General features: G+C 33.5%; 20 protein-coding genes. 17 read left to right on the forward strand and 3 right to left on the reverse strand.

The window, feature by feature from the left end; all coding sequences use genetic code 11:
• Window positions 1-67 precede the first annotated feature (67 nt).
• Window positions 68-1,588: a glycosyl hydrolase family 32 gene (locus APR43_RS03935; RefSeq protein ID WP_053472710.1), complete on the forward strand. Its 1,521-nt coding sequence runs from the start codon at window positions 68-70 to the stop codon at window positions 1,586-1,588.
• 267 nt (window positions 1,589-1,855) lie between these two features.
• Window positions 1,856-2,104, forward strand: a complete 249-nt coding sequence (locus APR43_RS03940) for a hypothetical protein (protein WP_053472709.1) — start codon at window positions 1,856-1,858, stop codon at window positions 2,102-2,104.
• A gap of 78 nt (window positions 2,105-2,182) precedes the next feature.
• Here APR43_RS03940 and APR43_RS03945 read toward each other — a convergent pair whose 3' ends face one another.
• The gene (locus APR43_RS03945) at window positions 2,183-2,407 is read right to left on the reverse strand and encodes a hypothetical protein (RefSeq protein WP_053472708.1); all 225 of its coding nucleotides are present in this window, start codon (window positions 2,405-2,407) and stop codon (window positions 2,183-2,185) included.
• Window positions 2,408-2,844: 437 nt separating this feature from the next.
• On the opposite strand from APR43_RS03945, the gene APR43_RS03950 reads away from it, so the two are divergent.
• The 5 genes from APR43_RS03950 to APR43_RS03970 all read left to right on the forward strand — a co-directional run bounded on the left by APR43_RS03950 (window position 2,845) and on the right by APR43_RS03970 (window position 11,936).
• A complete protein-coding gene (locus APR43_RS03950) occupies window positions 2,845-3,402 on the forward strand; it encodes an RNA polymerase sigma-70 factor (protein ID WP_053472707.1) in 558 nt (185 codons plus the stop codon).
• A gap of 116 nt (window positions 3,403-3,518) precedes the next feature.
• Window positions 3,519-4,442 carry a FecR family protein gene (locus APR43_RS03955; RefSeq protein WP_053472706.1) on the forward strand — a complete coding sequence of 308 codons (924 nt, stop codon included), beginning with the start codon at window positions 3,519-3,521 and terminating at the stop codon, window positions 4,440-4,442.
• Between the two features lie 122 nt (window positions 4,443-4,564).
• Entirely contained in the window at window positions 4,565-7,954 is a 3,390-nt protein-coding gene (locus APR43_RS03960) for a SusC/RagA family TonB-linked outer membrane protein (RefSeq protein WP_053472705.1), read from the forward strand.
• A gap of 18 nt (window positions 7,955-7,972) precedes the next feature.
• Window positions 7,973-9,508 (forward strand): RagB/SusD family nutrient uptake outer membrane protein, encoded by a 1,536-nt coding sequence (locus APR43_RS03965; RefSeq protein ID WP_053472704.1) that lies wholly within the window; start codon window positions 7,973-7,975, stop codon window positions 9,506-9,508.
• A gap of 604 nt (window positions 9,509-10,112) precedes the next feature.
• Window positions 10,113-11,936 (forward strand): alkaline phosphatase, encoded by a 1,824-nt coding sequence (locus tag APR43_RS03970; RefSeq protein ID WP_053472703.1) that lies wholly within the window; start codon window positions 10,113-10,115, stop codon window positions 11,934-11,936.
• A gap of 802 nt (window positions 11,937-12,738) precedes the next feature.
• On the opposite strand, the gene APR43_RS03975 is transcribed toward APR43_RS03970, so the two are convergent.
• Window positions 12,739-12,891, reverse strand: coding sequence for a shikimate kinase (locus tag APR43_RS03975; RefSeq protein ID WP_108422155.1), 153 nt, complete (start codon window positions 12,889-12,891; stop codon window positions 12,739-12,741).
• Window positions 12,892-13,112: 221 nt separating this feature from the next.
• On the opposite strand from APR43_RS03975, the gene APR43_RS03980 reads away from it, so the two are divergent.
• From APR43_RS03980 to APR43_RS04015, 8 genes are all read left to right on the forward strand, one after another.
• Window positions 13,113-13,694, forward strand: coding sequence for an RNA polymerase sigma factor (locus APR43_RS03980; protein WP_053472702.1), 582 nt, complete (start codon window positions 13,113-13,115; stop codon window positions 13,692-13,694).
• 377 nt (window positions 13,695-14,071) lie between these two features.
• Window positions 14,072-14,923: a FecR family protein gene (locus APR43_RS03985; protein WP_053472701.1), complete on the forward strand. Its 852-nt coding sequence runs from the start codon at window positions 14,072-14,074 to the stop codon at window positions 14,921-14,923.
• A gap of 99 nt (window positions 14,924-15,022) precedes the next feature.
• Window positions 15,023-18,265, forward strand: a complete 3,243-nt coding sequence (locus APR43_RS03990; RefSeq protein WP_053472700.1) for a TonB-dependent receptor — start codon at window positions 15,023-15,025, stop codon at window positions 18,263-18,265.
• A gap of 521 nt (window positions 18,266-18,786) precedes the next feature.
• The gene (locus tag APR43_RS03995; RefSeq protein ID WP_053472699.1) at window positions 18,787-20,103 is read left to right on the forward strand and encodes a hypothetical protein; all 1,317 of its coding nucleotides are present in this window, start codon (window positions 18,787-18,789) and stop codon (window positions 20,101-20,103) included.
• 69 nt (window positions 20,104-20,172) lie between these two features.
• Complete coding sequence (locus APR43_RS04000; protein ID WP_053472698.1) at window positions 20,173-21,021, forward strand: T9SS type A sorting domain-containing protein; 849 nt, start codon at window positions 20,173-20,175, stop codon at window positions 21,019-21,021.
• A gap of 46 nt (window positions 21,022-21,067) precedes the next feature.
• On the forward strand, window positions 21,068-21,850 hold the full coding sequence (locus APR43_RS04005; RefSeq protein ID WP_053472697.1) for a hypothetical protein: 783 nt from the start codon (window positions 21,068-21,070) through the stop codon (window positions 21,848-21,850).
• Window positions 21,851-21,874: 24 nt separating this feature from the next.
• Window positions 21,875-23,230, forward strand: coding sequence for a S41 family peptidase (locus APR43_RS04010; RefSeq protein WP_053472696.1), 1,356 nt, complete (start codon window positions 21,875-21,877; stop codon window positions 23,228-23,230).
• A 27-nt stretch (window positions 23,231-23,257) separates the two neighbouring features.
• A complete protein-coding gene (locus APR43_RS04015) occupies window positions 23,258-23,530 on the forward strand; it encodes a hypothetical protein (RefSeq protein ID WP_053472695.1) in 273 nt (90 codons plus the stop codon).
• Window position 23,531: 1 nt separating this feature from the next.
• On the opposite strand, the gene APR43_RS04020 is transcribed toward APR43_RS04015, so the two are convergent.
• Window positions 23,532-24,074 carry a hypothetical protein gene (locus APR43_RS04020; RefSeq protein WP_123959110.1) on the reverse strand — a complete coding sequence of 181 codons (543 nt, stop codon included), beginning with the start codon at window positions 24,072-24,074 and terminating at the stop codon, window positions 23,532-23,534.
• Between the two features lie 245 nt (window positions 24,075-24,319).
• On the opposite strand from APR43_RS04020, the gene APR43_RS04025 reads away from it, so the two are divergent.
• A complete protein-coding gene (locus tag APR43_RS04025; RefSeq protein WP_205720328.1) occupies window positions 24,320-24,916 on the forward strand; it encodes a Crp/Fnr family transcriptional regulator in 597 nt (198 codons plus the stop codon).
• A gap of 75 nt (window positions 24,917-24,991) precedes the next feature.
• Window positions 24,992-25,579 (forward strand): NAD(P)H-dependent oxidoreductase, encoded by a 588-nt coding sequence (locus APR43_RS04030; RefSeq protein ID WP_053472693.1) that lies wholly within the window; start codon window positions 24,992-24,994, stop codon window positions 25,577-25,579.
• Window positions 25,580-25,605: the final 26 nt, after the last annotated feature.

A 25,605-nucleotide genomic window follows, 5' to 3' on the forward strand; every position in this document is an offset into this window, starting at 1 on the left:
AAATTGGTGAAAATTGGTGAAATTCGTGGCAAAAAAAAACATACTAACAGATTAAATAAGTAATAAAATGTATTCAGGTTCAGGATTTAGCAATTGGGAAATTGGAGATGTTGATGTATTTATAGATGAAAAAGGAATGCATCATTTGTTTCATTTGATTATTCCCAATCACGATTATATTGCGCACGCAGTTTCAAAAGACGGTCTTTCTTGGAAAAGAGTAAAAAATGCTTTGTTTGTAGGTGATCCGGGAGAATGGGACGATGATATGTTGTGGACAATGCATGTAAGCAAAAGATCGGATAAAAAGGGTTACGAAATGTATTATACCGGTTTGAAACGTCAGGATAAAGGAATTGAGCAAAAAGTAGGCAGGGCAGTTTCGGCAGATTTAATTCATTGGGAAAAAGAAAATTTTGAAGGCCTGCCTTTTAAAAGTGAAGCACCACATTATGAAAGTTTTTCTAACAATCCACGGGAATGGATTAGTTTTAGAGATCCTTTTAAATACACGTATGAAGGCGAAGATTATTTATTGATTTGCGCCCGAAGTGCATCCGGACCAATTTACCGACGAGGCTGTATTGGTGTAGCCAAAAGAGAAAAAGAAGGTTTTGTGCTGCAAAAACCGCTGCATTTCCCATATGTATATGATGATGTTGAATGTCCGTGTGTTATCGAAATAAAAGGAACTCATTATTTACTGGGCTCCATTCGCGAAGATGTTAAAGTACGATATTGGTCGGCGCCGGAGTTTAGGGGAGAATATTGTGCTTTTCATAATAATGTATTGCTTCCGCAGGGGAATTATGCTGCGAGAGTTGTAAAAGACGGTGCACATTTTTTAGTCTATAATTTTTATTTTGCCGATGGAAATGTCAATACACACCGAGTAATTCCGCCGCCAAAAGAACTGGATATTGACAAAAGCGGCAGACTTTTATTAAAGTCTTATTATTACTGGGAAAAACTCTACCAAAAAACAATTTTGCAAAAAGATTTACCGCAGCCCGTACCAATTCTGGGAAATCCAACTGCTGATTTTGTTCAGGAAAATGAAAACAAATGGAGATTTGGATGCCGAAGCGGTTATGAAATTTACTGCTTCGAAAAACCTTCAATGGATTTTGTATGGGAAGGAACGCTTGCGGTTGAAGGAATGGGAAAAACAGGATTTGTAATTGAATGTGATAAAGAAGGAACAGCTTATTATATTTCGATTGATTTTGTAAACGGATTTGTTCAGTTCAGGGCTTGGGGATTTAATGAAAAAGACGTTAAGAATAATTTTATTTTTGAAAACATTCAAACCAATCAATTTGAAATTCAGGATAATAAGCAAATCTATTTTAAGATTATCCGTTACGGAAATTATTATGAACTTTCAATAAACGATGTCGTGAAACTAACTTTGCTGGATTTTAGATATAACGAAGGCAAAATAGGAATTTATGTCTGCTCGGCTGTAATATCCGTAAGTGATTCTAAAATTCATGTAATTCCCGAACCGGAAAATGAATACGCAGCATCAGACCCGGAAAAATATTCTAAAGATTACAGCCGGATGGTGCAGATTAATCCGAGTTAAATTAGAAAAAGCCATATCGTTGTTGATATGGCTTTTTTGATGGTTCTGATATTTCTTTTAAATAATCTTTTTTTGAAGGTTCTTTAAAACTACAGCAAACATTGCTTTCGAAGGTTTTATGTTTTAAATTTAATAGTATAATTCTGAATTGTTGATAATATGCTGATAAACAGTTAATAACTACTGCATTGATTATTATATACTTAAATAATCGAATGTTTATATTTGATAAAGGAATAGTTAAGGAATTAATTTAAATATTAATATATGGAACGAGCTATAAAACTACAAGTACGTAAAGAATTAGACGGACGTCAACAATTTAATGTAATTAAGTTAAAAGGCAGTTTAATCTCCAAAGGCTACACTGAAATAATACATATATTAGATCAGGACGAAAATTATCATATTAATTCTTTTGCCACTTCGGCAGAAAGCAGGAATGAAGTAAAAGATTTTATTGCTGATTTTATTTCCAGCCAAAATCTTACTGATGCAGTTACTGTTTTTAAATAAACAAATCATTTACACCAAAACCAAAAAAAGCTATCTGAAACCAGATAGCTTTTAATGATTATTTATTATTGGAGAGATTTACAACGGTCGATCATAGCTCTCTAAAGTTTCCTCTTCATCTTCGTAATAATTGTCTTCTTCCTCAAGGCTGTCATCTTCATCATCCCAGGAAACATTCTTACTCTGACCTCTAAAATATCGACTTATTTCCTGATCGTCGCATATTGTTATCGAATCATACAGACAAAAAGATTCTTGTTTTCTAAATGTGGTTTCGTCATTTTCATTGCCTTCAAATTTCATGATATCAGTATTTAGAGGTTAATAATTGCTGTTTAAATTTAGTTCTTGCAGATTTTTACTGCGGGAATGTAAATGTAGAATTGTTAATGGGAAAATATTTTATAGTTTAAATTGTAAAAGTTATATAATTCACATATACAGTTTGTTAACAGAAAAATATTTAAATTCTTTTACTAAGTTATCCCAAATTTTTATTCTTCCGTTTTTTTAAAGGTATTGGTAACAAACCAAACGAAATGTTAATACAATGTTTCATAATCCTGCTGTTTTATTAATGTAAACGTAACCTAACCGACCTACCCTCAGTTTTAATTTTGAAGACATATTATTAAACAAACTATTGCAGTATATGTCATTTTTCAAAGTAAGCATACTTCACCAAATAAATGTTTTAATAGACATTATTTTCCCGGTCAATAATAATAAAGTGAAGTATTATGTATAAAGGTTATTCTGATGAAGAACTTGTTGAATTATTAAAACAAGGAAAAGATAAAGCTTTTGATGAGCTGTATTTTAGATACCGTGATTTGCTGGTGCGCTTCGTTTATTTAAGGATGAAATCGGTTCCTATTTCTGAAGAAATTGTTCAGGAAGTTTTTACCAGCATCTGGGAACGCCGCAAGACCATCGTAATTCAAAAAAGTTTTGCAGCATACATCTACACTTCCGTTCGTTACACAACTTTAGATTATATAAAATCCCACACCGTAACAGATCAATATATTCAGGAAGTTTTAGATCGAAATACCGTTTCTTATAACAGTCATAATGCAACCGAAGATTCTATTTTTTATGATGAATTACAAATAGCGGTTGACAAAGCAGCTTCGTTACTTCCAAAAAAATCAAAAGAGGTTTTTATTCTCAGCAGAATCAAACATTATTCTAATAAAGAAATTGCTGATGAACTTAACGTTTCGATCGATACGGTAAAATATCATATTACATACGCCTTAAAATTTATGCGGACTTATTTAGGAGAGTTTAATTGATTTTAAAATTTCCGAAAATGATAAGCCGACTTTTTTCTTAACAAAAGCGTAACCTTTTCAACCTACCTGAATTTTCAATTCACAAGACATACTATTAAAGACATAAAGAAATTATAATGCCTGATAAATTAAAACAAGAAATAAAACATTTTTTAGGGGGAAGTTATTCTCCAAAAGGACAAGAAATGTGGAATAAATGGTACGATCGTACTGATGAAGCTTTCGAGAATATGGAGACTATACAATCAGATCGTTCCAAACTAAAAAAAGAATTAAGACAAATAAAGAAATCAAACAAGGTTATATTTCTTCAAACTAAATATTGGGCAGCAGCGGCTTCCTTATTAGTATTATTTGGTGCATCATTTTTCTTTTACCAAAAATTAATAAATGCTGTTGAGACTAAAGAATATGCGGCAAAGTTAGGCGAACATGCTAAACTGACTTTAAGTGACGGAACACAAATTTGGTTAAACGCAGGAAGCCGTTTAAAATATCCAAAAGAATTTAAAGGAGATACGCGCGAAGTTTATCTAACCGGAGAAGCTTTTTTTGATGTTGCCAAAGACAAAAAACATCCCTTTATAATCCATACCGATAAAATGGACACCAAAGTTTTGGGCACGAGCTTTAATGTTCAGGCATATCCGGACCAAAGAACACAGGAAGTTTCTGTTATGACAGGAAGAGTAAATGTAAAATCAACTGTTACAGAAGAAAATGTATATGTAACGCCGGGTCAGAAAGTAGTTTTTAAATCCAAAAACAACAAACTGCAAGCCTTTAAAGATGTTCCTGTAAACACGATTTCATTATGGCGTAAAAATATTATTGTTTTTGAAGATACGCCGCTGCCGGAAGTTATCGCAACCATAAACAGAAACTACAATGTTGCCATCGAACTTAAAAACAAGAATCTAAACGCACTCAAAATAAACGCCTATTTCAAAGAACTTCCTGTAGATCAGGTTGTCGCCTTGGTTTGCAATATCGTAAACGCCGAATATAAAGTTGAGGACGGAGTTTATAAAATACAGTAGTAATTATTAATTGTGAATTGTTAATTATGAATTATGAGTTGAAAATTAAGTACTTAAAATAAAAATCTAAAATCTAAAATCTGAATTCTAAAATTAAAAGCCAAACTTAAAATCCAAAAACTATGAATGAAAAACAAAAGCGGTACGTCGTAAAGTTTCAAAGCATTAAAAAAGCTATGTGGGCAAAAGTAATCTTATTTATTGCTTTGTTTTTTACCGGATTAATAAATGCCGGAAATATTGATTTTGATAAAAAAGTAACTTTAAAGGTAGAAAATGAAAGCTTGAAGAATGTTTTTCAAAAAATTGAAAATCAGGCTGGCGTTCATTTTATGTACGAATCAAATCAAGTTAATACGAACCAAAAAATCAGTTTAAAACTTACGAACGTTAAACTGGAGCAGGCATTAGATAAAATATGCAGTAATTTTTCGCTTCGATATGAAATTGTAAGCAACAATATTGTAATTAAAAAAACGCAAAAAGTAGCCGGTTTAACGGATGATCAAAACAAAATTATTGTTTCGGGAACTGTTTTTGGCGAAGACGATAATATGCCATTGCCGGGAGTTGGAATTAAAGACAAAGGTTCTAATACAACAACGGCAACAGACTTTGACGGAACGTTTAAAATGGAAATAAACGCATCTGAAGCGGTACTTATTTTCTCTTATGTTGGTTATGTAACACAAGAAATAAAAGTAACAAAATCAGAAAATATCACTGTAAAATTAGCAGCCGATATGAAACAGCTTCAGGAAGTTGTGGTTATGGGTTACGGAAGTGTAAAAAAGAATGAAGTTTTAGGATCTGTAGGATCTGTTTCTATGAAAGAAGCATCAAGCAGAACGTATAACAATGCAGGTGAATTATTGCAGGGAACTGTTGCGGGTGTTACGGTTATCAACGATGGAGGAGATCCAACAGCTTCGCCAACAATTAATATTCGTGGTATTGGATCTTTAAACGCAGAAACACCGTTAATTGTTTTAGACGGAATTATCTACAGTGGTTCGTTAAATACGATTAACCCAAATGATATTGCTTCGATCAGCGTTTTGAAAGATGCGGCATCAGCAGCGATTTACGGAGCAAGAGCTTCTGGAGGTGTAATTTTAATTACGTCTAAAAAAGGAATTTCGGATAAAATTAATGTAAACGTAAATTATCAGGGAGGTTTTCAAAATGTGGCTAAAAAATTAGATGTTTTAAACGCTGCAGAATATGCTGATGCCATGAATACTGCAAGAGATAATGCGGGTTTACCAAGAATTCCTGCTTTTGATCCTGCTTTTGAACCAACAGCAAGAACGACAAAAACAAACTGGATGGACGAAATTTTCCGTACAGGAGAAATTCAGGATTTATCTCTTTCGATAAATGGAAAAACAGAAAAATCAAATTTCTTTCTTTCAGGAAGTTATAGAAGAAACGAAGGTATTTTGTTAAATACTTTTGGAAACCGTTATACCGTAAGAGCAAATACCTCTTTTAAACTGGCTCCAAATTTTACACTTGGAGAAAATTTATCATATTCCTTAACAGATGGTCAGTCTGCTAATACATCAAGCGCTTATACAGGAGCAATTTTAGGAGCGATTTTTTATCCGCCAAATGCAACAATTTACAGAGAAGATGGTTCTGGACAATTTGGAGGAGTTCCTGAAAAATATATCGGTTCTTACGGAGACGTTATTAATCCGGTTGCTTACTTAAAAAGATTAGACAACAGAAATCCAATTTCTACAGTTTTAATCAATCCTTATGCAGAATGGGAAATTATTGAAGGTTTAAAAGTGAAATCAAACTGGGGTTATACAAGAATACAAGATAACGCAACAGATTTTACGGTTAAAATTACTGAACCGGGAAAAATATTCGACTTTAACAGATTGACGAAAAAGTCAATGACCACGACTGATTTATTGAGCGAGCAAACTATTTCTTATGAAAAATCATTAGGAAAACACAACTTCAAAGCTTTAGCAGGATATACGTATCAGGAAACAAAAAGAGATTATTATACTGTGGAAGGAACTGGATTCGATAACGAAGATCCATCCCAGCGTTATTTACTAAATGCTAAAGTAATTCAACAGACAGGAGCAGGTTTATCTGATGAAATTATTTCTTCTTATGTGGGAAGGTTAAACTACGATTTCAATCAAAAATATTTATTATCAGGAATTGTACGTCGCGACGGAACTTCAAAACTTTTACAAAATAACCGTTGGAAAGTTTATCCATCAGTTTCGGCAGGATGGTTAATTTCTGAAGAAAGTTTCATGAAAAGCATAAACCCAATTGTAAGCAATTTAAAACTTCGTGCAAGCTGGGGACAAATAGGAAACTTAGGAAACCTTGGGCCTTACCAGTTTAGTGTGCCTCTTACGCAGACATCAGCTTTAATTGGAGCAACTCCGGTAATTAATTACGGTTATGCCGAAAGTGAATTATCAAATCCTAATTTAAAATGGGAAAGTTCTGAGCAGACTAATATTGGTTTAGATTTTACAATGTTTAACAATACAATTGTAGGATCTGTAGATGCTTATGTAAAAACAAACAAAGACATGTTAGTTCGTGACCAGCTTCCTGGAGTGTCTGGAACGCCTCTTGGCAGAATCGTGAATTCTGGAGATGTAGAAAACAGAGGTCTTGAAGCAAGTTTAACGTACCAAAAAACACGTGGAGAATTTAAATTTGATGTAACAGCAAACGCTGCATTTTTAACAAACAAAATCGTTTCTATTAAAGATGATTTGACTTCACTTGAGCCTTTAAACTTAAGCCGAGTTCGTAGTTTACCATTAGCAAATATTTATCAGGTTGGAAGTCCGGTTGGTGCATTTTACGGATACGCAACTGACGGATTGTTCCAAAGTACTGCAGAAGCAAAAGCGTATGTAAATGCAAATGGAGTAGCGTATCAGCCAAATGCTGTTGCGGGAGATATTAAATTTAAAGATGAAAACGGAGACGGTGTTATTAATAACAGCGATAGAGTAGTGCTTGGAAGTCCGTTTCCTAAAACAACTTACAGTTTAAATGCGAACTTCAAATACAAAGGTTTCGATATGAATATCTTTTTTAACGGAGCTGCAGGAAACAGTGTTTTCAATGCTGTAAAACATACAGGTTTAAACGGTTCTTTCCCAGGTTACAATTTATTGGCTGAATCTAAAAATGCCTGGTCACCAACGAATACAGATACTAATATTCCGGTTTTATCTTCAACAGACAACAACAATAACTTCGGAAGAATCTCTGATTTCTATATCGAAGATGCTTCTTTCTTAAGATTGAAAAACGTGTCAATAGGATATACAGTTAAAGAAAACTGGTTAAACGGAAAAGCAAAATTAAGATTCTTTATTTCTGGACAAAACTTGTTTACGATTACCAATTATTCAGGAATGGATCCGGAAGTTGGTCTTAGAAACTTCGGAATGGATGTAGGTAAATATCCACTTTCAAGAATTTATATGACTGGTGTAAACGCTACTTTTTAAAAATATAAAATAAACAAAATGAAAAAATTAAGTCTTTTATTATTGAGTTTTGTGCTATTGGTAAGCACCACAGCTTGCGAAAGTGAACTTGATGTAATTCCACAGGGAGCGCCGTCAAGCGGAAATTTCTGGAAAACTCCGGCAGATGCACAAGCAGGAGTAAATTCGATTTATGCTTTGTATTCTGATGATAATATGTACGGTCGTGGTTTCTTTTGGTTAAACAACGCCAGCGACGATATCGGAACAAAACCAAGACAAAATGCAGAACGTATCAAAAATTTTATTGTTGACGGAGCTGAGTCTGATACAAAAGATATCTGGAGACTTCACTATGAAATTATGAAACGCTGTAACGACGTAATTCGTAATATTCCGAATATTCCTTTGGATGAAAAAACAAAAAACGGAATGTTGGGCGAAGCTTATTTTAATCATGCTGTAATGCATTTAGAATTAGCATATCATTATGGAGACGATCGTGCCGGAATTCCTATTCAGGACAGAGAAAATTTTACAAACGTTTACGTTCCGCGTGCTAAAAACGTTGGAGAAAACTACGCTTATATCGCTGCCGATTTAAAGAAAGCCGCTGATTTATTACCTTATTTTAATGAGCTTACGCCAGACAATTACGGACGCGCACACAAAACGGCTGCATGGGCTTATTTAGTTCGTACATACTTGTATGCTAAAGATTGGGATAATGCTATAAAATATGCGAACATGATTGTTGCAAGTGGAAAACATAAACTGCTTGACAATTTTGAAGATGTATTTAAAATTAAAAACAACTGGTCTACAGAATATATCTGGTCTGTAACTTCTAGTGCAGAAAATACAGGTTTGGGTTCAATTTTTCCTGGAGTTTGTTTAGAAGATAAAGGATGGGGAGCTTACAATGGCTGGGGGAATTTTTATCCAACAAAAGAATTGTTTGATACCTATGATCCAACTGATAAAAGACGAAGCGCTACAATACTTCAAAAAGGAGATAAATTCGTTTATTTTGGAGAAGAAGTAACTTTTAACGAAGGCAAAAACATTGTAAGTTCAAGTAACAGAACTGGTTATCAGTTTAAAAAATATATGGAGCCGTTTAGTTATCCAAAAACCAATTCGGGAGCTGTAGATATTCGTTATGTAAATGCAAACGGAGACAAACCTTCAACAGCTTTAAATGTGCCGCTTTTACGTTATGCTGATGTACTTTTAATGTTAGCAGAAGCCAAATTAATGAAAGGTCAAAACGCAGATACTGAAATCAATTTGATTCGTCAACGCGCAGGTCTTGGCGATCTTGCCGGAGCAACATTGACTGATTTAAAAAGAGAAAGAAGATGCGAGTTAGCAGGTGAGTGGACAGACCGTCATTTTGATTTAGTGCGTTGGGGAGATGCAAAAGAAACTTACGCAAAACCGCTTCACCATTATAACGGAACTGTAATTTATCCGGCTCGTAATTTCAACCCGGCGATTCACCACGTTTGGCCAATACCACCAGATGAAATCGCTGTGAGCAAAGGAGCTTTGACTCAAAACCAAGGATGGTGATTTAATGGTTAATTATGAATTGTGAATGGTTAATTATCAATTAGTCGTGAACCATTAATAATTTATAATTAACAATTTACCATTCACAATTAATTAGTTTGTTTGTTTATTTTTTTTTTACGCTGCAGGCTTGTTGTGGAGTCTGCAGGCGGTAAAAAATAATTTGCAGTATCAAATATTATAAAACCAGTCTTTTTTTGAAGGACTGGTTATTATTGTTTTTTTAGCCACAGATTAAAAGGATTAAAAAGGATTTTTTTTTCGCCACGAATTGCACGAATTTCCACAAATTTTATTCGCAGCAATCAAAAAAATAATTAGTGAAAATTCGTGCAATTCGCGGCAAAAACCTTCACACAAAGTAATTCAAAAATCATTTTAATCCTTTTAATCTGTGGCAAAAAATAAAGATCATTAGTAAATATTGTTTTAGCCGCGAATTACACGAATTTCCACAAATTTTATACGCAAGAATCAAAAAAATAATTCGTGAAAATTAGTGTAATTCGTGGCAAAAACCTTTTTACACAAAGCAATCCAAAAAATCATTTTAATCCATTAAATCTGTGGCAAAAAACAAACAGCATTAATAAAAACATTTTCAATGAAAAAAATATTCACCCTTTTCTGCCTTCAATTCTTCCTGTTTGTGCAAGCACAGGAATATAGTTCTTCTAACATACATTCGCATAATGATTATGCAAGTCCGCTTCCGTTTTACGGGGCGTATTCAAACGAAACCGGCGTTATTGAAGCCGATGTTTTTGTAGTAAATAATGAATTGTTTGTGGCGCATAACTTTAAAGACATTACGCCTCAGAATACATTAAAAAGCATGTATTTGGAACCTCTTTCTTTAAAATTAAAAAGTTTAGGTAGTAAAGCTTATCCAAGCAATAAACCTTTGATTTTAATGATTGATGTTAAATCGGATGCCGATGCTACTTTGAAAGTTATTGCGCAGCAGTTAAAAACATTTCCTGACATTATTGTAAATAAAAATATTAAAGTTGTCATTTCTGGAAACAGACCAAATCCTGCACAGTGGAAGGATTATCCTGAATTTATTTATTTTGACGGAAGGCTTAACGAAGAATATTCTGCTGAGCAATTAGCTCGTGTTGAAATGATCAGTGAAGATATAAAAGTGTTCACGCCTTGGAACGGTAAAGGAGTTTTAACACAAGCCGATTTAGAAAAAATTCAGGCTGTGATTAAAAAAGTCCACAATCAGAATAAAAAAATAAGATTTTGGGGCACGGCAGATAACGTAAATACATGGATGACTTTGATGAATTTAAAACTTGATTTTATTGGTACAGATAATGTTTCTGAGTTGACGCATTTCATTAATAATATCAAATCAACGTTTTACCAAAATACAGAATTTCATCAAGCTTATGTTCCTAAAAATGTTTCGGCTTTCGCCAAAAAGAAACCTAAAAACGTTATTCTTTTAATTGGTGACGGAATGGGATTAACGCAGATATATGCAGGTTATACAGCCAATAAAGGACAGTTAAGTTTATTTAATATTCCAACACAAGGACTTTCGATAACAAAAGCTTCTGACAGCTATATTACAGATTCTGCAGCCGGAGCAACAGCAATGGCAACGGGACATAAAACCAACAACAGGTTTATAAGTGTTGATGAAAGCGGAAAACCTTTAGAATTAATTACGCAGCAATTGGCTAAAAAGAATTATAAAACAGCCATTATTTCAGCAGGGAATATTACAGATGCAACTCCGGCTGCTTTTTATGGACATCAGCCAGAAAGAAGTTACAATGAACCTATCGCAAATGATTTCTTAAATAGTCCGTCGGATATTTTAATTGGAGGTGGAACAAAAGAATTTAAATCCAGAAAAGACGGGAAAGATTTATCTAAAGCATTAATGGAGAAAGGTTATACTTTTTCAGATAAATTCAGCGCTTTAGATACTATTAAAAACAGCAAATTTGTTATTGCAGATGATGCGGCGGTAGTTTCGATGAAAAATGGAAGAGGAGATTTCTTAACTAAATCTTTTGCTAAAACAGTAAGTACTTTTACAAAATCAAAAAATCCGTTTTTTATTATGGCAGAAGGTGCACAGATCGATTACGGCGGACATAGTAATAATGTTGAATATGTGGTTCGCGAAATGCTTGATTTTGACAAATTAGTAGGGCAGGCAATGGAATTTGTAGATAATAATACTGAAACTCTTTTAGTCGTAACGGCAGATCACGAAACAGGCGGCCTTTCCTTAATTGACGGAAGTATTGAAAAAGGTTATGTTCATGGAAGTTTCAGCACAAATGATCATACAGCAGTTCCGGTTCCGGTTTTTGCTTATGGAGCAGGAGCTCAAAATTTTGCGGGTGTTTATCAAAACACTGAAATTTATGCTAAAATAATAGAAGCGATTACTAAGAAGTAATTTTCTAAAAAAAGCAAAGAGGCTGTCTCAAAAGTCGGGACAGCCTCTTTTTTATTTTTACATGTTTCCTTGTTCCGTAGGAACATTTCATTGGTAGAAAATTATATTGTATTATGGTTTACGTTCCGTAGGAACGTTTGATTTCGACATTGTTTTTTAATAATCTGACCTGTCAAACGTTCCTACGGAACGTAAATGTCGCTGATCTTTAATTTTTCTACCTACGAAACATTCCTAACGGAATGATAAGTCGGATATCAAAAAGTGGTCAATTAAGTCACTAATAACAAACAAAATAATTATAGTGAAAAGCTGCATTGACTTTTGAGAGAGTCTCTTTGGTTATTTTATATATTTCCATGTTCCGTAGGAACATTTCATTGGTAGAAAATTATATTGTTATGATGGTTTACGTTCCGTAGGAACGTTTGATTTCCGACATTGTTTTTTAATAATCTGAGCTATCAAACGTTCCTACGGAACGCAAATGTTGCTGATCTTTATTTTTTTCTACCTACGAAACATTCCTAACGGAATGATAAGTCGGATATCAAAAAGTGGTCAATTAAGTCACTAATAACAAACAAAATAATTATAGTAAAAAACTGTATTGACTTTTGAGAGAGTCTCTTCGATTATTTATATATTTCCTTGTTCCGTAGGAACATTTCATTGGTAGAAAATTATATTGTTATAATGGTTTACGTTCCGTAGGAACGTTTGATTTCCGACATTGTTTTTTTTAATAATCTGACCTGTCAAACGTTCCTATGGAACGCAAAAACGACTGATCCTATTTTTTCTACCAACGCAACATTCCTATGGAATGATAAGTTTGGGTTTTCTCCCAAAAATAGGCATCGCTGTCAAAGTAAGGTATATCTAATTTTTTGGATAAGGCTTCACCAGTTGTCGTTACACCGCTCCCGGATGTGCCAAAAATATGAATTTTCATTACGAGGAGTTACTTGCTGATTTATACATCAAAATTACAAATCTTTTAATGATTTGCTAATACAGCGATTTTTAGAAATGCGTGAGCCTCTCGTAAAACCCTTTAAACACAGGAAACTGGTTTCAATATTAATAAATTATTAAATGACCAAATTGTAAAAAATACCAATAAATGTTTATTATACTTTTGTAAGGCTCTTCTTTAACATTTAAAATTGCATTATGAGTTCTAATTTGATATTAAGGTTGCGTGCTGGAGATGATTCTTGTTTTAAGGAAATATATGAATTGTATCATTTTAAAGTTTTTTGTTTTGTCAAAAAATATACAGCGCAGCTCGCAGATTCAGAAGATGTGACGCAAAATGTATTTATTCATCTTTGGAAATATCGGGCAAAATTAGACCCAAATGTTACACTTGAAGCCATTCTGTTTAAAAGCTCCAAACAGGAAATCTCAAAATGGTACAAAAAGCAAAACCGAATTTTTTCTGTAGAAGATGATCAGCTGATCAAAGAACTCGACAGTGCTGCCGAACCTGATGAAGATATCAGTTCGCAGCTGGAAAAAATCGAATATCTGCTTAATAAAATCCCTGAAAAAAGAAGAAAAATATTCAGTCTTCATAAATTCGAAGACCGCAGTTACAAAGAAATTGCGGTTGAAATGAATATGTCTCCAAGTGCCGTAGCGAATCAAATCTCTAAAACTTTACAATTTTTAAAGAAAAACTCGGTGAAGAACCATGAACTTTATTGGTTTGCGCTTTTCTTTATCAGTCAGACTGAATTTATTGCGTATTAATTTGTCATTTCGAAATTCAGATTAACAGAAAAGAGCCGAAGGTTCGATTTATATTGTAGGGCCGGATTTCAATCCGGTTTACAAAGATTGGCGACAATATTGTCATTTCGACCGAAAGGAGAAATCCTATATGTAATTCGACAAAGATTGGTGACATTCTGCACGGATTCCCGCGTGCGATTTACTTCGTCTGTTCGCTATCGCTCGGTTCTCCCTTCGGTCGAAATGACAAATAAACGTTTTATGCTGCCAAATCTTCTCGCAGATTAAGAAAACGTTAATAGTAACAATACCCCGTGACATTTAAAAGAATGAAAATCTAATGTAGTTGAATCGGGGAGATTCGCGCATGATTTTTCGATTCTAAATAAATCTAAATGAGAAATAAAAAATTAAAAGAAGAATGGAATGCTATACCCAACAGAGGTATTCTTCCAAATGATACGGAAGCCCGAATGTGGGATAATATTCGGAAGGTGACAATTCATAAATATAGAAACCTTTACAATTGGGCTGCCGTGGCGTGTGCTGTAATTGTTCTTTCTATTGGAAGTTATCATTCTTTAAACCGATTAGATTTATCTAAGCCCAAAATTACTTCAACTATAACTTTTAAAGATGATATACGTCTTATAACGCTGCCTGACGGTACAAGAGTCTGGCTGAATCAAAATACAGAAATTGATTATCCTGCAAAATTCTCAAAAAAGGAACGAAAGATAACTTTAAGAGGAGAAGCTTTTTTTGAAGTAAAGCGGGATGTTACACGTCCTTTTATTATTACTTCAGGCGCTGTAAAGACAACTGTTTTAGGAACTTCATTTAATGTTAAAGCCTACAATGACAATGATGCACAGGTAAGTGTTAGAACAGGAAAAGTAAAAGTAGAAAGCACACAAAATACGGTTTTCCTTGAAAGAGGTTACAGAGCCATATATGCCGAAAAAACGGCTACAGTTAATAAAGAGAAAACAAACAATTTTGAACCAGAGTGGAAAAAAGTATTGCTTTATGTTGACGGTTTAACTCTCGATGAGGTTATTACAATACTGCAGCGCGATCACAAGTTTACGGTGAATTATCTGGATGACAATTTAAAAAATCTAAAAATACAGGGAACTCTGGATACGCGACAAGGCTTTTATGAAACACTGCAAACTATTGCTTTTGCTTTAGAAATACATATCAGTCCGGCGGGAAACAGCACTTATATAATCGGTAAAAAATAAACAGCAATTTGCTGTCTCACAGCCATTATTTTAAAACTACAAAATAATTAACGCAAAATATCTCATTAAAATTAATTACACAAACTAACAATTTCAACTATGAACAATGATTTTTCCAGGCATTATTTTATTGCCATCTGGATTTTGCTTTTGGGATTTTTTCTCGGAACAAACACTATTTATTCGCAAACAGGAACCGTATCGGTTGATTTTAAAAACTCTTCGCCTCAAAAAATCATTGATAATTTAAAATCACAAACACCTTATCAATTTGTTTATCAAAAAGATCTTGACCTTAGTTTTCCGCTTGTTACCTTAAAAAAAGATAATGTAACAATCGATGAAGTACTGAATGATTTACAAACCTTAACCAATTTAGATTTTAGAAGAACGGACAATAATATTGCGGTTAAAAGAAACGACGCAGTTAAAAAAAAAAGGAGAGGGAAAATTGTAGGAAAGGTGGTTGACAACAACGGACTTTCGCTTCCGGGAGCCAATATTAAAGTGGTTGAAACCGGTTTTGGTGCACAGTCAGATATTGATGGCAGCTATATTTTAGAACTTGAAGCCGGAGAATATACTATTGAAATAAGTGTAATTTCTTTTCAAACCCAAAAAATTACTCATGTAAAAGTTGAGGAAGGAGAAGAGACACCACTGGTTGTTTCTTTAAAGGAAGATGCACAATCGCTAAATGAAGTAATCATTGTACAAAATTATAAACAGGCCACAGCTTCGGTTGAAGGAATGTTAATACAGCAAAAAAAGGCGGCACAGTTTTCTGATGGTATTTCGGCAGAACAAATCGCAAGAACACCGGACAGAGACGTAGCGGCTTCCTTAAAACGTATTACAGGAGTTACAACTGTAAATGATAAATATGTTGTAGTACGCTCGATGGGAGAAAGATGGAACCAGGCCGTTATGGATGGAATCGCTTTACCAAGTACAGATGCTTATCAGCAAAATTTTTCGTTTGATATTATTCCAACTGCAATGGTAGAAAGTATCGTTGTAAGCAAATCTGCAACGCCGGATATGTATGCTAATTTTGCCGGAGGATATGTAGAAGTAAAAACAAAAGATATCCCAAAAGAAAACTTTACCAATTTTTCTATTAGTAATTCTTATAACAGCAAAAGTACTTTTAAAGACAGACTAACAAGACAAGAAGGCGATTATGATTATTGGGGATTTGATGACGGAAGACGTGATTATCCTACTAATCATACTACAATAGATCCGCCAACAAGCTTAGCGACATCAGGACCTTTTATTGATTATTCTAAACAATTTACCCAAGATAATTTTAGTACTTATAAAACATATGGAGCACCGGGAACTACGCTTCAGTTTGGTTTAGGGCGTGTTTATAAATTAAAAGACAATAACAAATGGGGGTTTGTAGGTTCTTTTATTTTTAAAAACACGCAGGAAACCTTAGAAATTGAACACACTCAAAGAGGAAGTTACCAAATGAATTCTGAATTTACTCCAGAGAAAGACAATTCAAGTTATTCGACTTTTACAAAATACGGATTTAGAAATTCAGGAAACAACTATAATTATAATTCAACATTAGGCGGAATGTTTAATGCTGCAATTCAGTTGGATAACCATAAAATTACAGTGCGTAACACTGTTATGCATATTTACAATAATCAGTTAACACAAATTAGCGGCTGGGCAGATGGAGCTTATTCTATTCCGGAAATACTAAGCGGAAGCATTTTACCAACTACATCAGAGTCTAATTATCCTGTTTACACCACATTTATTCAAAATAAAGTGGAAGGAAATCACAAATTCGACAAACTCGAAGTGAATTGGTACGGAGCATACGGAAATGTTACAAAAGATACTAAAGACGCCACATTTGTAGCCATAGGAAAAGGAAAAGTAGGTGATGATATTATAACAAATTATAGTGTCGATAACAATGGAAACAGGTTTCCGTTTAGCCGAAGTTATTTTACAAATGATGAAGTAGATTACAATTGGGCAGTCAATTTTAAATACACTTTTAATTTTGGAGAATCTTTTACAAACGATATCAAAGCAGGATATTTTGGTACTTATAAAAAAGCAACCAATCAGCAGGAATCGGCTAAATTAATTACAGTTGGTCAACCTTCTGCTTTTGCAACAATTTATGAGCCGCTTTCGGAATTTCTAGACGGATCAAACTATTATTATGGTGGTTTTGGATGGCAGAAATATGGCATCTACGGAAACAAATATGTGGGAGACGTAAAAATACATTCACCTTATTTAATGCTCGATGATAAAATTGGTCAATACGTAAGATTGGTTTGGGGAGTAAGAGCAGAAAGTTATTTATATACTCAAATAGAAAGCCAGTCTGAAACTCCAGATGGTTTCTCAGAAGCCCAGGGAGATGATAAAGTGTGGCAATTTTTACCATCTGCCAGTTTAATTATTAGTCCAACTAATAAAATGAATGTAAGATTGGGTTACAATAAATCAGTTTTACGTCCGCAGTTTGCAGAGCGATTAAGCATTCCATATTATGACCCGCTTCGTGCCGCTAAAATTTATAATTATACAAACGGCATAGTTTCAAGTGTTGCTAATAATTACGATTTAAAGTTAGAATGGTTTCCTTCTGGAGGTGAGATTTTATCCTTTGGTGTATACCATAAAGACATAGATAACCCAATTGAAGCCGTAGGTTATTTAAATCCGTCTGGCGTTAGGGATATCTATAATATTAATTCAAACAAAGCCAAACTTTGGGGAGTTGAATTAGAGTTCTACAAAAATCTTTCTTTTTTAGGAGAAGGTGATCTTTTAAAACATTTGTTTGTTTACGGAAATGCTTCTGTAAATGATACCAAAGTTACTTCATACGTTAATCTGGATGGCACCGGAGGACTTTATGAAGCAAACAGACCGCTTTACGGGCAGTCGCCTTATACTTATAACTTAGGAATGGATTATGTAGGCGACCGTTTTGGGTTTAGCCTTAGACATAATGCCGTTGGAGATCAGTATATTTTAGTTGGGTTTGATTATTCGGCAGAAGAAATCCGCATGCCTTACTCACAAACAGATGCGCAGCTGAGTTATAAATTCTTCAAGAAAAAAGACTTGCAGTTTAAATTCAGTATCAAAAACATGTTTGATACAGGCGTGCAAACCTACAACAATACAAACAGCTACAGTAAAATAGAAGATGTTCCTACAGGATCTAACCCAAGATCAAGATTTAGCCTTGGAGCAAATGCAACCAATAAATATGACCCGGATATCGATCAGGTAGTTTTTAAATCATTTGCCGGAAGAACGATTAGTATTTCTTTAAACTATGATTTTTAAAATTAGCTATTGTTAATACTAAATTCATAATCATAAGTATTTTCCTGCTGAATATTAAGAAAAAGTTAACAATAAAAAATACCCATGATATTCTGTTATTTCAAAAGCTAATACTAATAAATAAAGAAGTTGGGTAAAATAAAAACTCTTTTTGCTGAGAGTATTTAAAATGTTCCTCGAAAAATTTAAATAGATAAAAAATGAAACCTGCAGATATACGGAATCTTCAATTTAAGCCAAAACAATAAAAGAAGACAAAGGCATTAGGTTTATCATATCCAAAGACATTTATCTTTTTGTGTATTTAAATTTTAAAGGGAATCGAAGTTGATCCTTTCATTGAAATGAAAAAAATCCTAATAGTGAAAGATGGAAGTTAGGTAAGCTCCCCCGGACGGTAAAACGGATGCGTTTGAAAAAACAAATTTACCAAAAACGAGAAAGACCTGAGGAAAGAAATTTTGCTGCTCTCTCCAAAGGCCTAGTTTAATAGCGGCAAATATAGCAATAATTAAATTATTATGAAAAAATTTTTTATGTTCGCAATTGTAGCTCTACTTGTGAGTTCTTGCCAAAATGATGATTCTTCTGCTGATTCTTCTTTTTCTATGAAAGCTGCTGGGGCTGACTACAGCGGATATCCTGCAACAGTACAAACTGTAAGTGGAGATATTACAACTAACACAACTTGGACAAGTGACAAAGTTTGGGAAATTAACGGAGTAGTTCGTGTAAAATCTGGAGCTACATTAACAATTCAGGCTGGAACTTACATTAAAGCAAAACCTCTTGCTGCTGGTGTTGCTACAGGAGTTCTTGTAATTACTAAAACTGGTAAAATTAATGCACAAGGAACTGTAAATGCTCCAATTATCTTTACAAGTTACAATCTTTTAGATGGTAACGCTTCTACAAAAGGAGCTCCTGGAGATTTTGGTGGTCTTGTAATTTTAGGTGATGATCAGGTAAATAACGGATCAACTACTAATATTATCGAAGGATTAGGTGATCAGCCAAATGTTTCTGATTTTTACTATGGTGGATCTAACGCTTCTCACAATGCAGGAACAATTTCTTATGTTCGTGTTGAATTTGCTGGTAGAATCTTAGATGCTGCAACTGGTGTTGAAATCAATGGTGTAACTTTTGGTGGAGTTGGTGCTCTTACTACAGTTAACCACGTTCAGGTTTCTTACGGTAGAGACGATTCATTTGAGTTTTTTGGAGGTAGAGTTAATGCTACTCATTTAGTTTCTTTTGCTCCGGATGATGATAACTTTGATTTTGATTTAGGATACACAGGATCAATCACAAAAGCAATTGCACTTGCTGATATTAATTCCACTCACAGTACAAGTGGTACTGCACCAAACTTAGTACCAGATTCTAATGGTATCGAGTTAGATAACAATGCTGGTGGAACTTCTACAACAATTATCACACGTCCTGTTATTTCTCAATTATCTATTATTGGTGTTAGTTCTGCAACAGCTGCTAACTCATATGAAAACGGTATCCACGTACGTAGATTAGGGCAAATCAGCCTTACTGATGCTACTGTAACAGGATACAACAGAGGAATCAACTGGGAATCTCCTTCAGTATCAACTGGTTCTACTTGGTCTGCAATATCTATCCACGGATATGTTAATCCAGTATTGCCAACAACAGTTGCTTTAGGTTTTGGAAACGCTACATCTACTGTTGCTCCAGGAACTAAATGGTCTTTAACTCAGCCATTCTTTAATGATGGAGCATTAGACTTTACAGGTGCTACAGGTGCATTCAAAACTGAAGCACTTTGGACAGCTACCTGGACTAAGTTTTCAAGTTTTTAATTCGTTAGGTTAAGCAATATTTAATTCAGCATGGGCAGCATTTCTGCCCATGCTTTTTACAAATAAAATATGAAAAAAATTATACTATTATTTTTATTACTAATGATTACAACTGTATCATCTGCCCAGTTTACAATTTGGGAAGATGATTTTGAGGATGGTGACGTTTCAGATTGGACTTTATTAGACAAAGATGGCAACAGCAGTAACTGGAGTGCCCGAAAAAACATTCAATTTGATGAAAGTACAGGCGGTATCAAAGATGGTAATTTTAATGTATTAGGTACTTATAATATTGATTTAAATTCAGGTGCACCGCTTGATATAATAGAACAAAACTGGGCCATGCTGCCAGCAATAGATTTATCGTATTACAGCGGAAAAATTGAATTGAATTTTACAGCACAAATGGCAATTTTTGGCGGGAGCAAAAACATTTTAATTTATGGAGGAACATCTCCAGATCCTGCTTCAGCGACACTTTTAGGAACCGTTTACATGGAAAGAATATCACAATTAGATCCTGAATTTAAAGATTATGTGGTAGATATTTCGCAGTTTACAGGCAATCAAAATGTTTATATTTCTTTATTAAATGAAAACAGCAATTTTGTTGGATATGAAGTTGATAAAGTATGGATCACAGCCGAAGCACTTTTAGGTGTTGACGATTTCGATAAAAATAATACTATACGCCTTAAACAAAATCCTGTTGCCGAAAATTTAGAATTAGAAATAAGCGAACAATTTCTAAACGAAGATTTTGCAGCAAAAATTTACAGTTCTACAGGATTATTAGTTAAAAGTAATGCAGATTTAAAAGAAAACATTTCAGTATCAAATCTTCCGCAGGGAATCTATTTTCTGGTACTATCAAATAATACAACTTCCAAAAAAATAAAATTTATCAAAAAGTAAACAGATAATTATTTTCAGAAATAATTATAAAGACAAAATATAAAATATGAAAACTAAAATTGTTCCAATACTTTTATTTTCAATTGTACTTATTCTTTGCCAGGCCTGCATCAATGAAGATATGGTTCCTTATTATGAAGAGCAGCAGCCCGGAAAAGTTGTAATACAAGGTTACAATGCACAAAAAGATTCTATACAGATAGCGGTAGATGGAAAAATCCTGACAGAAGGAAAAACAAATGCCTACATAAAAAAAGTTGCTAAAAATCACGAATTTGTATTTTATTCAAATAAAACAAAATTGGTTGAAATTACTAATAAAGTAAGCAATCAGCTTCTTTATTCTTATCAACTAACAACTGCAAAACCTATTGATACCATTTCTTTTTATACCAAAGAAGATTTATGGATAAATAATGTTTTGGCTACGAAACCAGGTAAAATAACACAGACAGGAAATGCCGGTTTCAAATTTATTTTCCCAACCCTTAATAAATATTCTGCCAGCGGTTATACCGGCAAACTAGACGGAATAATGCGCAAAGTAAACGGAGAAGTAGTAGGAGTAGTTAAAAACATTGGCAAAGATAATTTCAGCGATTTTATAGAATTCCCTTCAAGTCTGCCTCCAATTATCAGAATGGAATTGGTGAAACACAATACAACTGAATCTTATATAAGCGGCAGACAAGTTATTACAGTGATGCTGATGCTGCCAAACAAATCAGGATTAATCGTTTTGGATGAAAGAAAAGATGAAAGCGGAAAATTTCAAAGTGTAGATGCAAGTTTAAATCTGGTAGATTTTTTTGACTTTACTGCTCATTAAAACTAATTAATTCCATGATATCCAATGAAAAACTGTTTACACATTAAGTTGTTTTCTTTTTTATTTTTTGTCCTGTTTCTTATTTCGTGTGAAAACACAGATGAGCCAATAACTTATGAAGAAAACACAAATGAATATGTAAACGACTGGATGTACAATCAAATGAAAAGATATTATTTATGGAATAATGCAATAAAAAACCAGGGTAATTTAGCAGTAGATCCAAAAGAATATTTTAAAACATTATTGCAGTCAGAAGATATTTATTCCTACGCGATACATCCCGAAAAACCCGAAACTTCGCCTAAAAGCCTTAGAAGTAAATTCGGGTTTGACGTAAGTTTTATTGCTTTTGAAGGAAAATATTATGGTGTGATATTATATGTTTTAGAAGATTCTCCGGCAAAAAATACAGGTTTACAAAGAGGACAGCTTATAACTCATATTGACGGAACAGAATTGAAATTGGATAACTACGATAATCTGTATAATAATATGCTTGCCGATACGCAGCTCAATTTAAAAGTCGTTTCTTATTCTGCTCAATCAGGTTTTTCTAGTCCCAAAACAGTTTCTATTTTGCAGGGCTTTACCTTTTTACAGCCCATTCCGTATCAGGTAATCGAAAATAACAATACTAAAATTGGTTATGTAAGCATTCCGCATTTTGATGTTGGACAAGCACAATTGTATTTGCAGATGTTTCAGGAATTAAAAAGCAAATCGATAACAGAATTAGTTTTAGACTTAAGATATAATGGAGGAGGAGATGTCTCATCTGCGACAGCATTAAGTATAATTCTGGCACCAAATATTAAAGCTGATGATCTTTTTATAAAATTTGAAGGAAATCAAAACGGAGGAAATGTTGACCAGTCTTTTGCAACAGCTTTAAAAAGCAATGAATCTTCAGTAAGTTTTGATGCTTTACGCAATGCACATCCTGGAATTAATAAAGTTTATATTTTATGCGGAAAAAGGACAGCATCGGCATCAGAACTTATTATAAATAATCTAAAACCTTATATGGAAGTTATTACAATTGGCGAAAAAACATTTGGCAAAGATGTAGCAGGATTTCCTATTGTAGACGACCGAAATCCGGATAAAAGAGGCTGGATATTGTACCCTTCCATATATAAATTATTTAATGCCAGACACGAAGGGAATTATTCAAAAGGAATAAACCCTGAAATAGTTTTAAATGAATTACAACAGCCGGAAGTATTTGCTTTAGGAAACCGCTCTGAAACTTTATTACAAGGAGCCTTAAATAGAATATCAGGAAACACAAACAAAATAAAAACAGAAACTGTACAATCATTGCCGCTCAGCATAATAAGTACAGATATTGACCCGCTTTTGCAAATTACACCATGAAAATTATAAATACATTGATCGTTCGTTATGCAGGGAATTGATAACATTGAACATCGAAAATTGCTGCAAATTTTTGAGAAATACAAAGATGAATCTATTGCGGTACAAACAACATCAGAAGATGATCTTAAGATTTATCAAAACATGGAAGAACTCGATGTTTTGTACAATTGTTTTAAAATCTTACTGGCAGAATTACAAAAATGTACCAGAGATTATGAACTAAAGAAAAAATCAACCCGCAGCATCATCCATAAAAACTTAAGAAAAATAAAAACAGGATCTGAAAAGAAGCTGTAATCTATATTTCAGGATTTATTATAGATGGTATCCCTTCTTTTTTGATCTGGCGAAAAGGAGTCCTAATTTTATTTCTTTTAAGCCTTATTTTCTTTATTTGGTAAAAACAATCATTTAGTAATGCCTTTATTTCCAAATAAGAATTATGATGAAAAGAGCTGATATTGTATTTCAGTTTTTCGATATGGTTTCCTGCGTTTATTAAATCAGTTTCAAATATTTTTAATAAACCAACTTCTATATTTTTATTCTTTTTGTAATAATGAATACAGTTATGAAGATCCTGAATTTGTCCCGTAAAATCAAAAACGGCTTTTTTAGAAACGGCTCTGTGGTAGTAATAAGAAAACTCTAGCGGATTAAATTCAATTACCTTATCAAAATCTTCAATGGCTTTATAATGATGTTCCAGTTTTTGAAAACAACTCGCCCTTAATTCATAAGCCGTCGAATCAAATTCATAATTGACCACATTATCTAAATGAATTATAGCCTCTTGAAAATGGCTGGTGGAATAAAGCTGTTTTCCTTTCTCTAAATCCACAAAACTTTTTTTAAGGTTAGATTTAAAAAATTTGTCCTTAAATGTTGTTTTTAAAGTCACGAACCATTTCATAATTTTAAATTTAGGAAGTTACAATATTCAGCTGGCTAAATTTTGATGGGACGTTAAAGTTAATAAAAAATTAATACACAGCACATTATAAATTTTTATTTGTAGAAAATAATGGTTTGGTTTTTACATTTTAAAAAAATATTCTTTTTAAATTAGAGGCTTCAAAGCAAATAATGATTATGAATTCGGCCAAAGAAATATTTCTAAAATCAGTAAAGGAAATTTGTCCTAATGTTACTGATGCTGAACTTTCTCAATTTGCTTTAAAAATTACTATTGAAGAATTCAACAAAAAAGACTTCTTTCTTCAATACGGTAAAGTACAAAAATCAATAGGTTTTATAGCAAGCGGATTAGTGCGTTCTTCTTTTATAGATAACGAAGGCAATGAAATTACCGTAGGTTTTTATGCCGAAGGTGAATATGCCACACATTATCCCGCTTTTATTACACAGCAGCCCAGTAAATATTCCATTCAGTGTTTAGAACCAGTAATTATGGTTTGTCTTTCGTATGAAAACATACAGTGGATTTATGAGCATTTACCGAGCTTTGAACGATACGGACGATTAGTTGCCGAAGAAATTTTAAAACGTCAGCAGGCCCGTATCGAAAGCTTTATATTTCAAACCGCCGAGGAACGTTATCTCGATTTTATAAAGTGTTATTCAGAGCTGTTTAACAGGATTTCCATTTCGCATCTTTGCAGTTATCTGGGTATTGAAAGACAAACACTTACCAGAATTCGTCAAAAATTAGCGCACCAATAGTTTTTGACACATTTGTGTCAGGAAGTACTTTCCATTATTTAAAATCTTTGCAGTGTCAAATTAAAATGATGCGCAATGAAAACGAATATCTTATTAATACTTGGTCATCCTTCTCAAAACTCATTTTGTAATGCCTTGCTTAATGCTTACAAAAAAGGAGTAGAGCGTACAGGAGCAATTTGTAAAACCATTTATATTTCTGAACTTGATTTCGACGTAAATCTTGCTGACGGATATAAAACGGGAAAAACAGTACCGCTTGAAAAAGATTTAATTCAGGCTCAGGAACTCATTTCCTGGGCAGATCACATTGTATTGTCTTATCCTAATTGGTGGGGTTTTATGCCTGCCATTACCAAAGGATTTATAGACAGAATCTTTATGCCTGATTTTGCATTTAAACATCACTCAGGAAAAATCTTCCCCGAAAAACTTTTAAAAGGAAAAAGCCTTAGGCTGTTAATTACGATGGACACACCAAAATGGTGGTTCTATCTCATCTACCGTGCTTCTCAATATCAAATCCTCAAAGACATCGTATTCGGTTACGTAGGATTCGATCCTATCAAATTTACCACTTTTGGTTTTATGAGAAAATCAACAGAAGAACAGCGCCTTAAATGGCTAAAAAAAACAGAAAAATTAGGAACACAACTTATATAAAACAATCAATTAATAAAATTTAATAT

This window comes from Flavobacterium sp. NLM, assembly GCF_002210235.1.
Taxonomy (GTDB): domain Bacteria; phylum Bacteroidota; class Bacteroidia; order Flavobacteriales; family Flavobacteriaceae; genus Flavobacterium; species Flavobacterium panici.

Excerpts from the sequence above, each read along its gene's own strand:
- APR43_RS03940 (WP_053472709.1), top strand. The coding sequence starts at position 1,856 with ATGGAACGAGCTATAAAACTACAAGTACGTAAAGAATTAGACGGACGT.
- APR43_RS04010 (WP_053472696.1), top strand. The coding sequence starts at position 21,875 with ATGAAAAACTGTTTACACATTAAGTTGTTTTCTTTTTTATTTTTTGTC.
- APR43_RS04025 (WP_205720328.1), top strand. The coding sequence starts at position 24,320 with ATGATTATGAATTCGGCCAAAGAAATATTTCTAAAATCAGTAAAGGAA.
- APR43_RS04015 (WP_053472695.1), top strand. The coding sequence starts at position 23,258 with ATGCAGGGAATTGATAACATTGAACATCGAAAATTGCTGCAAATTTTT.
- APR43_RS03955 (WP_053472706.1), top strand. The coding sequence starts at position 3,519 with ATGCCTGATAAATTAAAACAAGAAATAAAACATTTTTTAGGGGGAAGT.
- APR43_RS03995 (WP_053472699.1), top strand. The coding sequence starts at position 18,787 with ATGAAAAAATTTTTTATGTTCGCAATTGTAGCTCTACTTGTGAGTTCT.
- APR43_RS04000 (WP_053472698.1), top strand. The coding sequence starts at position 20,173 with ATGAAAAAAATTATACTATTATTTTTATTACTAATGATTACAACTGTA.
- APR43_RS03945 (WP_053472708.1), bottom strand. The coding sequence starts at position 2,407 with ATGAAATTTGAAGGCAATGAAAATGACGAAACCACATTTAGAAAACAA.
- APR43_RS03980 (WP_053472702.1), top strand. The coding sequence starts at position 13,113 with ATGAGTTCTAATTTGATATTAAGGTTGCGTGCTGGAGATGATTCTTGT.
- APR43_RS04005 (WP_053472697.1), top strand. The coding sequence starts at position 21,068 with ATGAAAACTAAAATTGTTCCAATACTTTTATTTTCAATTGTACTTATT.
- APR43_RS03935 (WP_053472710.1), top strand. The coding sequence starts at position 68 with ATGTATTCAGGTTCAGGATTTAGCAATTGGGAAATTGGAGATGTTGAT.
- APR43_RS03975 (WP_108422155.1), bottom strand. The coding sequence starts at position 12,891 with ATGAAAATTCATATTTTTGGCACATCCGGGAGCGGTGTAACGACAACT.
- APR43_RS03990 (WP_053472700.1), top strand. The coding sequence starts at position 15,023 with ATGAACAATGATTTTTCCAGGCATTATTTTATTGCCATCTGGATTTTG.
- APR43_RS03985 (WP_053472701.1), top strand. The coding sequence starts at position 14,072 with ATGAGAAATAAAAAATTAAAAGAAGAATGGAATGCTATACCCAACAGA.
- APR43_RS04030 (WP_053472693.1), top strand. The coding sequence starts at position 24,992 with ATGAAAACGAATATCTTATTAATACTTGGTCATCCTTCTCAAAACTCA.
- APR43_RS03970 (WP_053472703.1), top strand. The coding sequence starts at position 10,113 with ATGAAAAAAATATTCACCCTTTTCTGCCTTCAATTCTTCCTGTTTGTG.
- APR43_RS03965 (WP_053472704.1), top strand. The coding sequence starts at position 7,973 with ATGAAAAAATTAAGTCTTTTATTATTGAGTTTTGTGCTATTGGTAAGC.
- APR43_RS03960 (WP_053472705.1), top strand. The coding sequence starts at position 4,565 with ATGAATGAAAAACAAAAGCGGTACGTCGTAAAGTTTCAAAGCATTAAA.
- APR43_RS03950 (WP_053472707.1), top strand. The coding sequence starts at position 2,845 with ATGTATAAAGGTTATTCTGATGAAGAACTTGTTGAATTATTAAAACAA.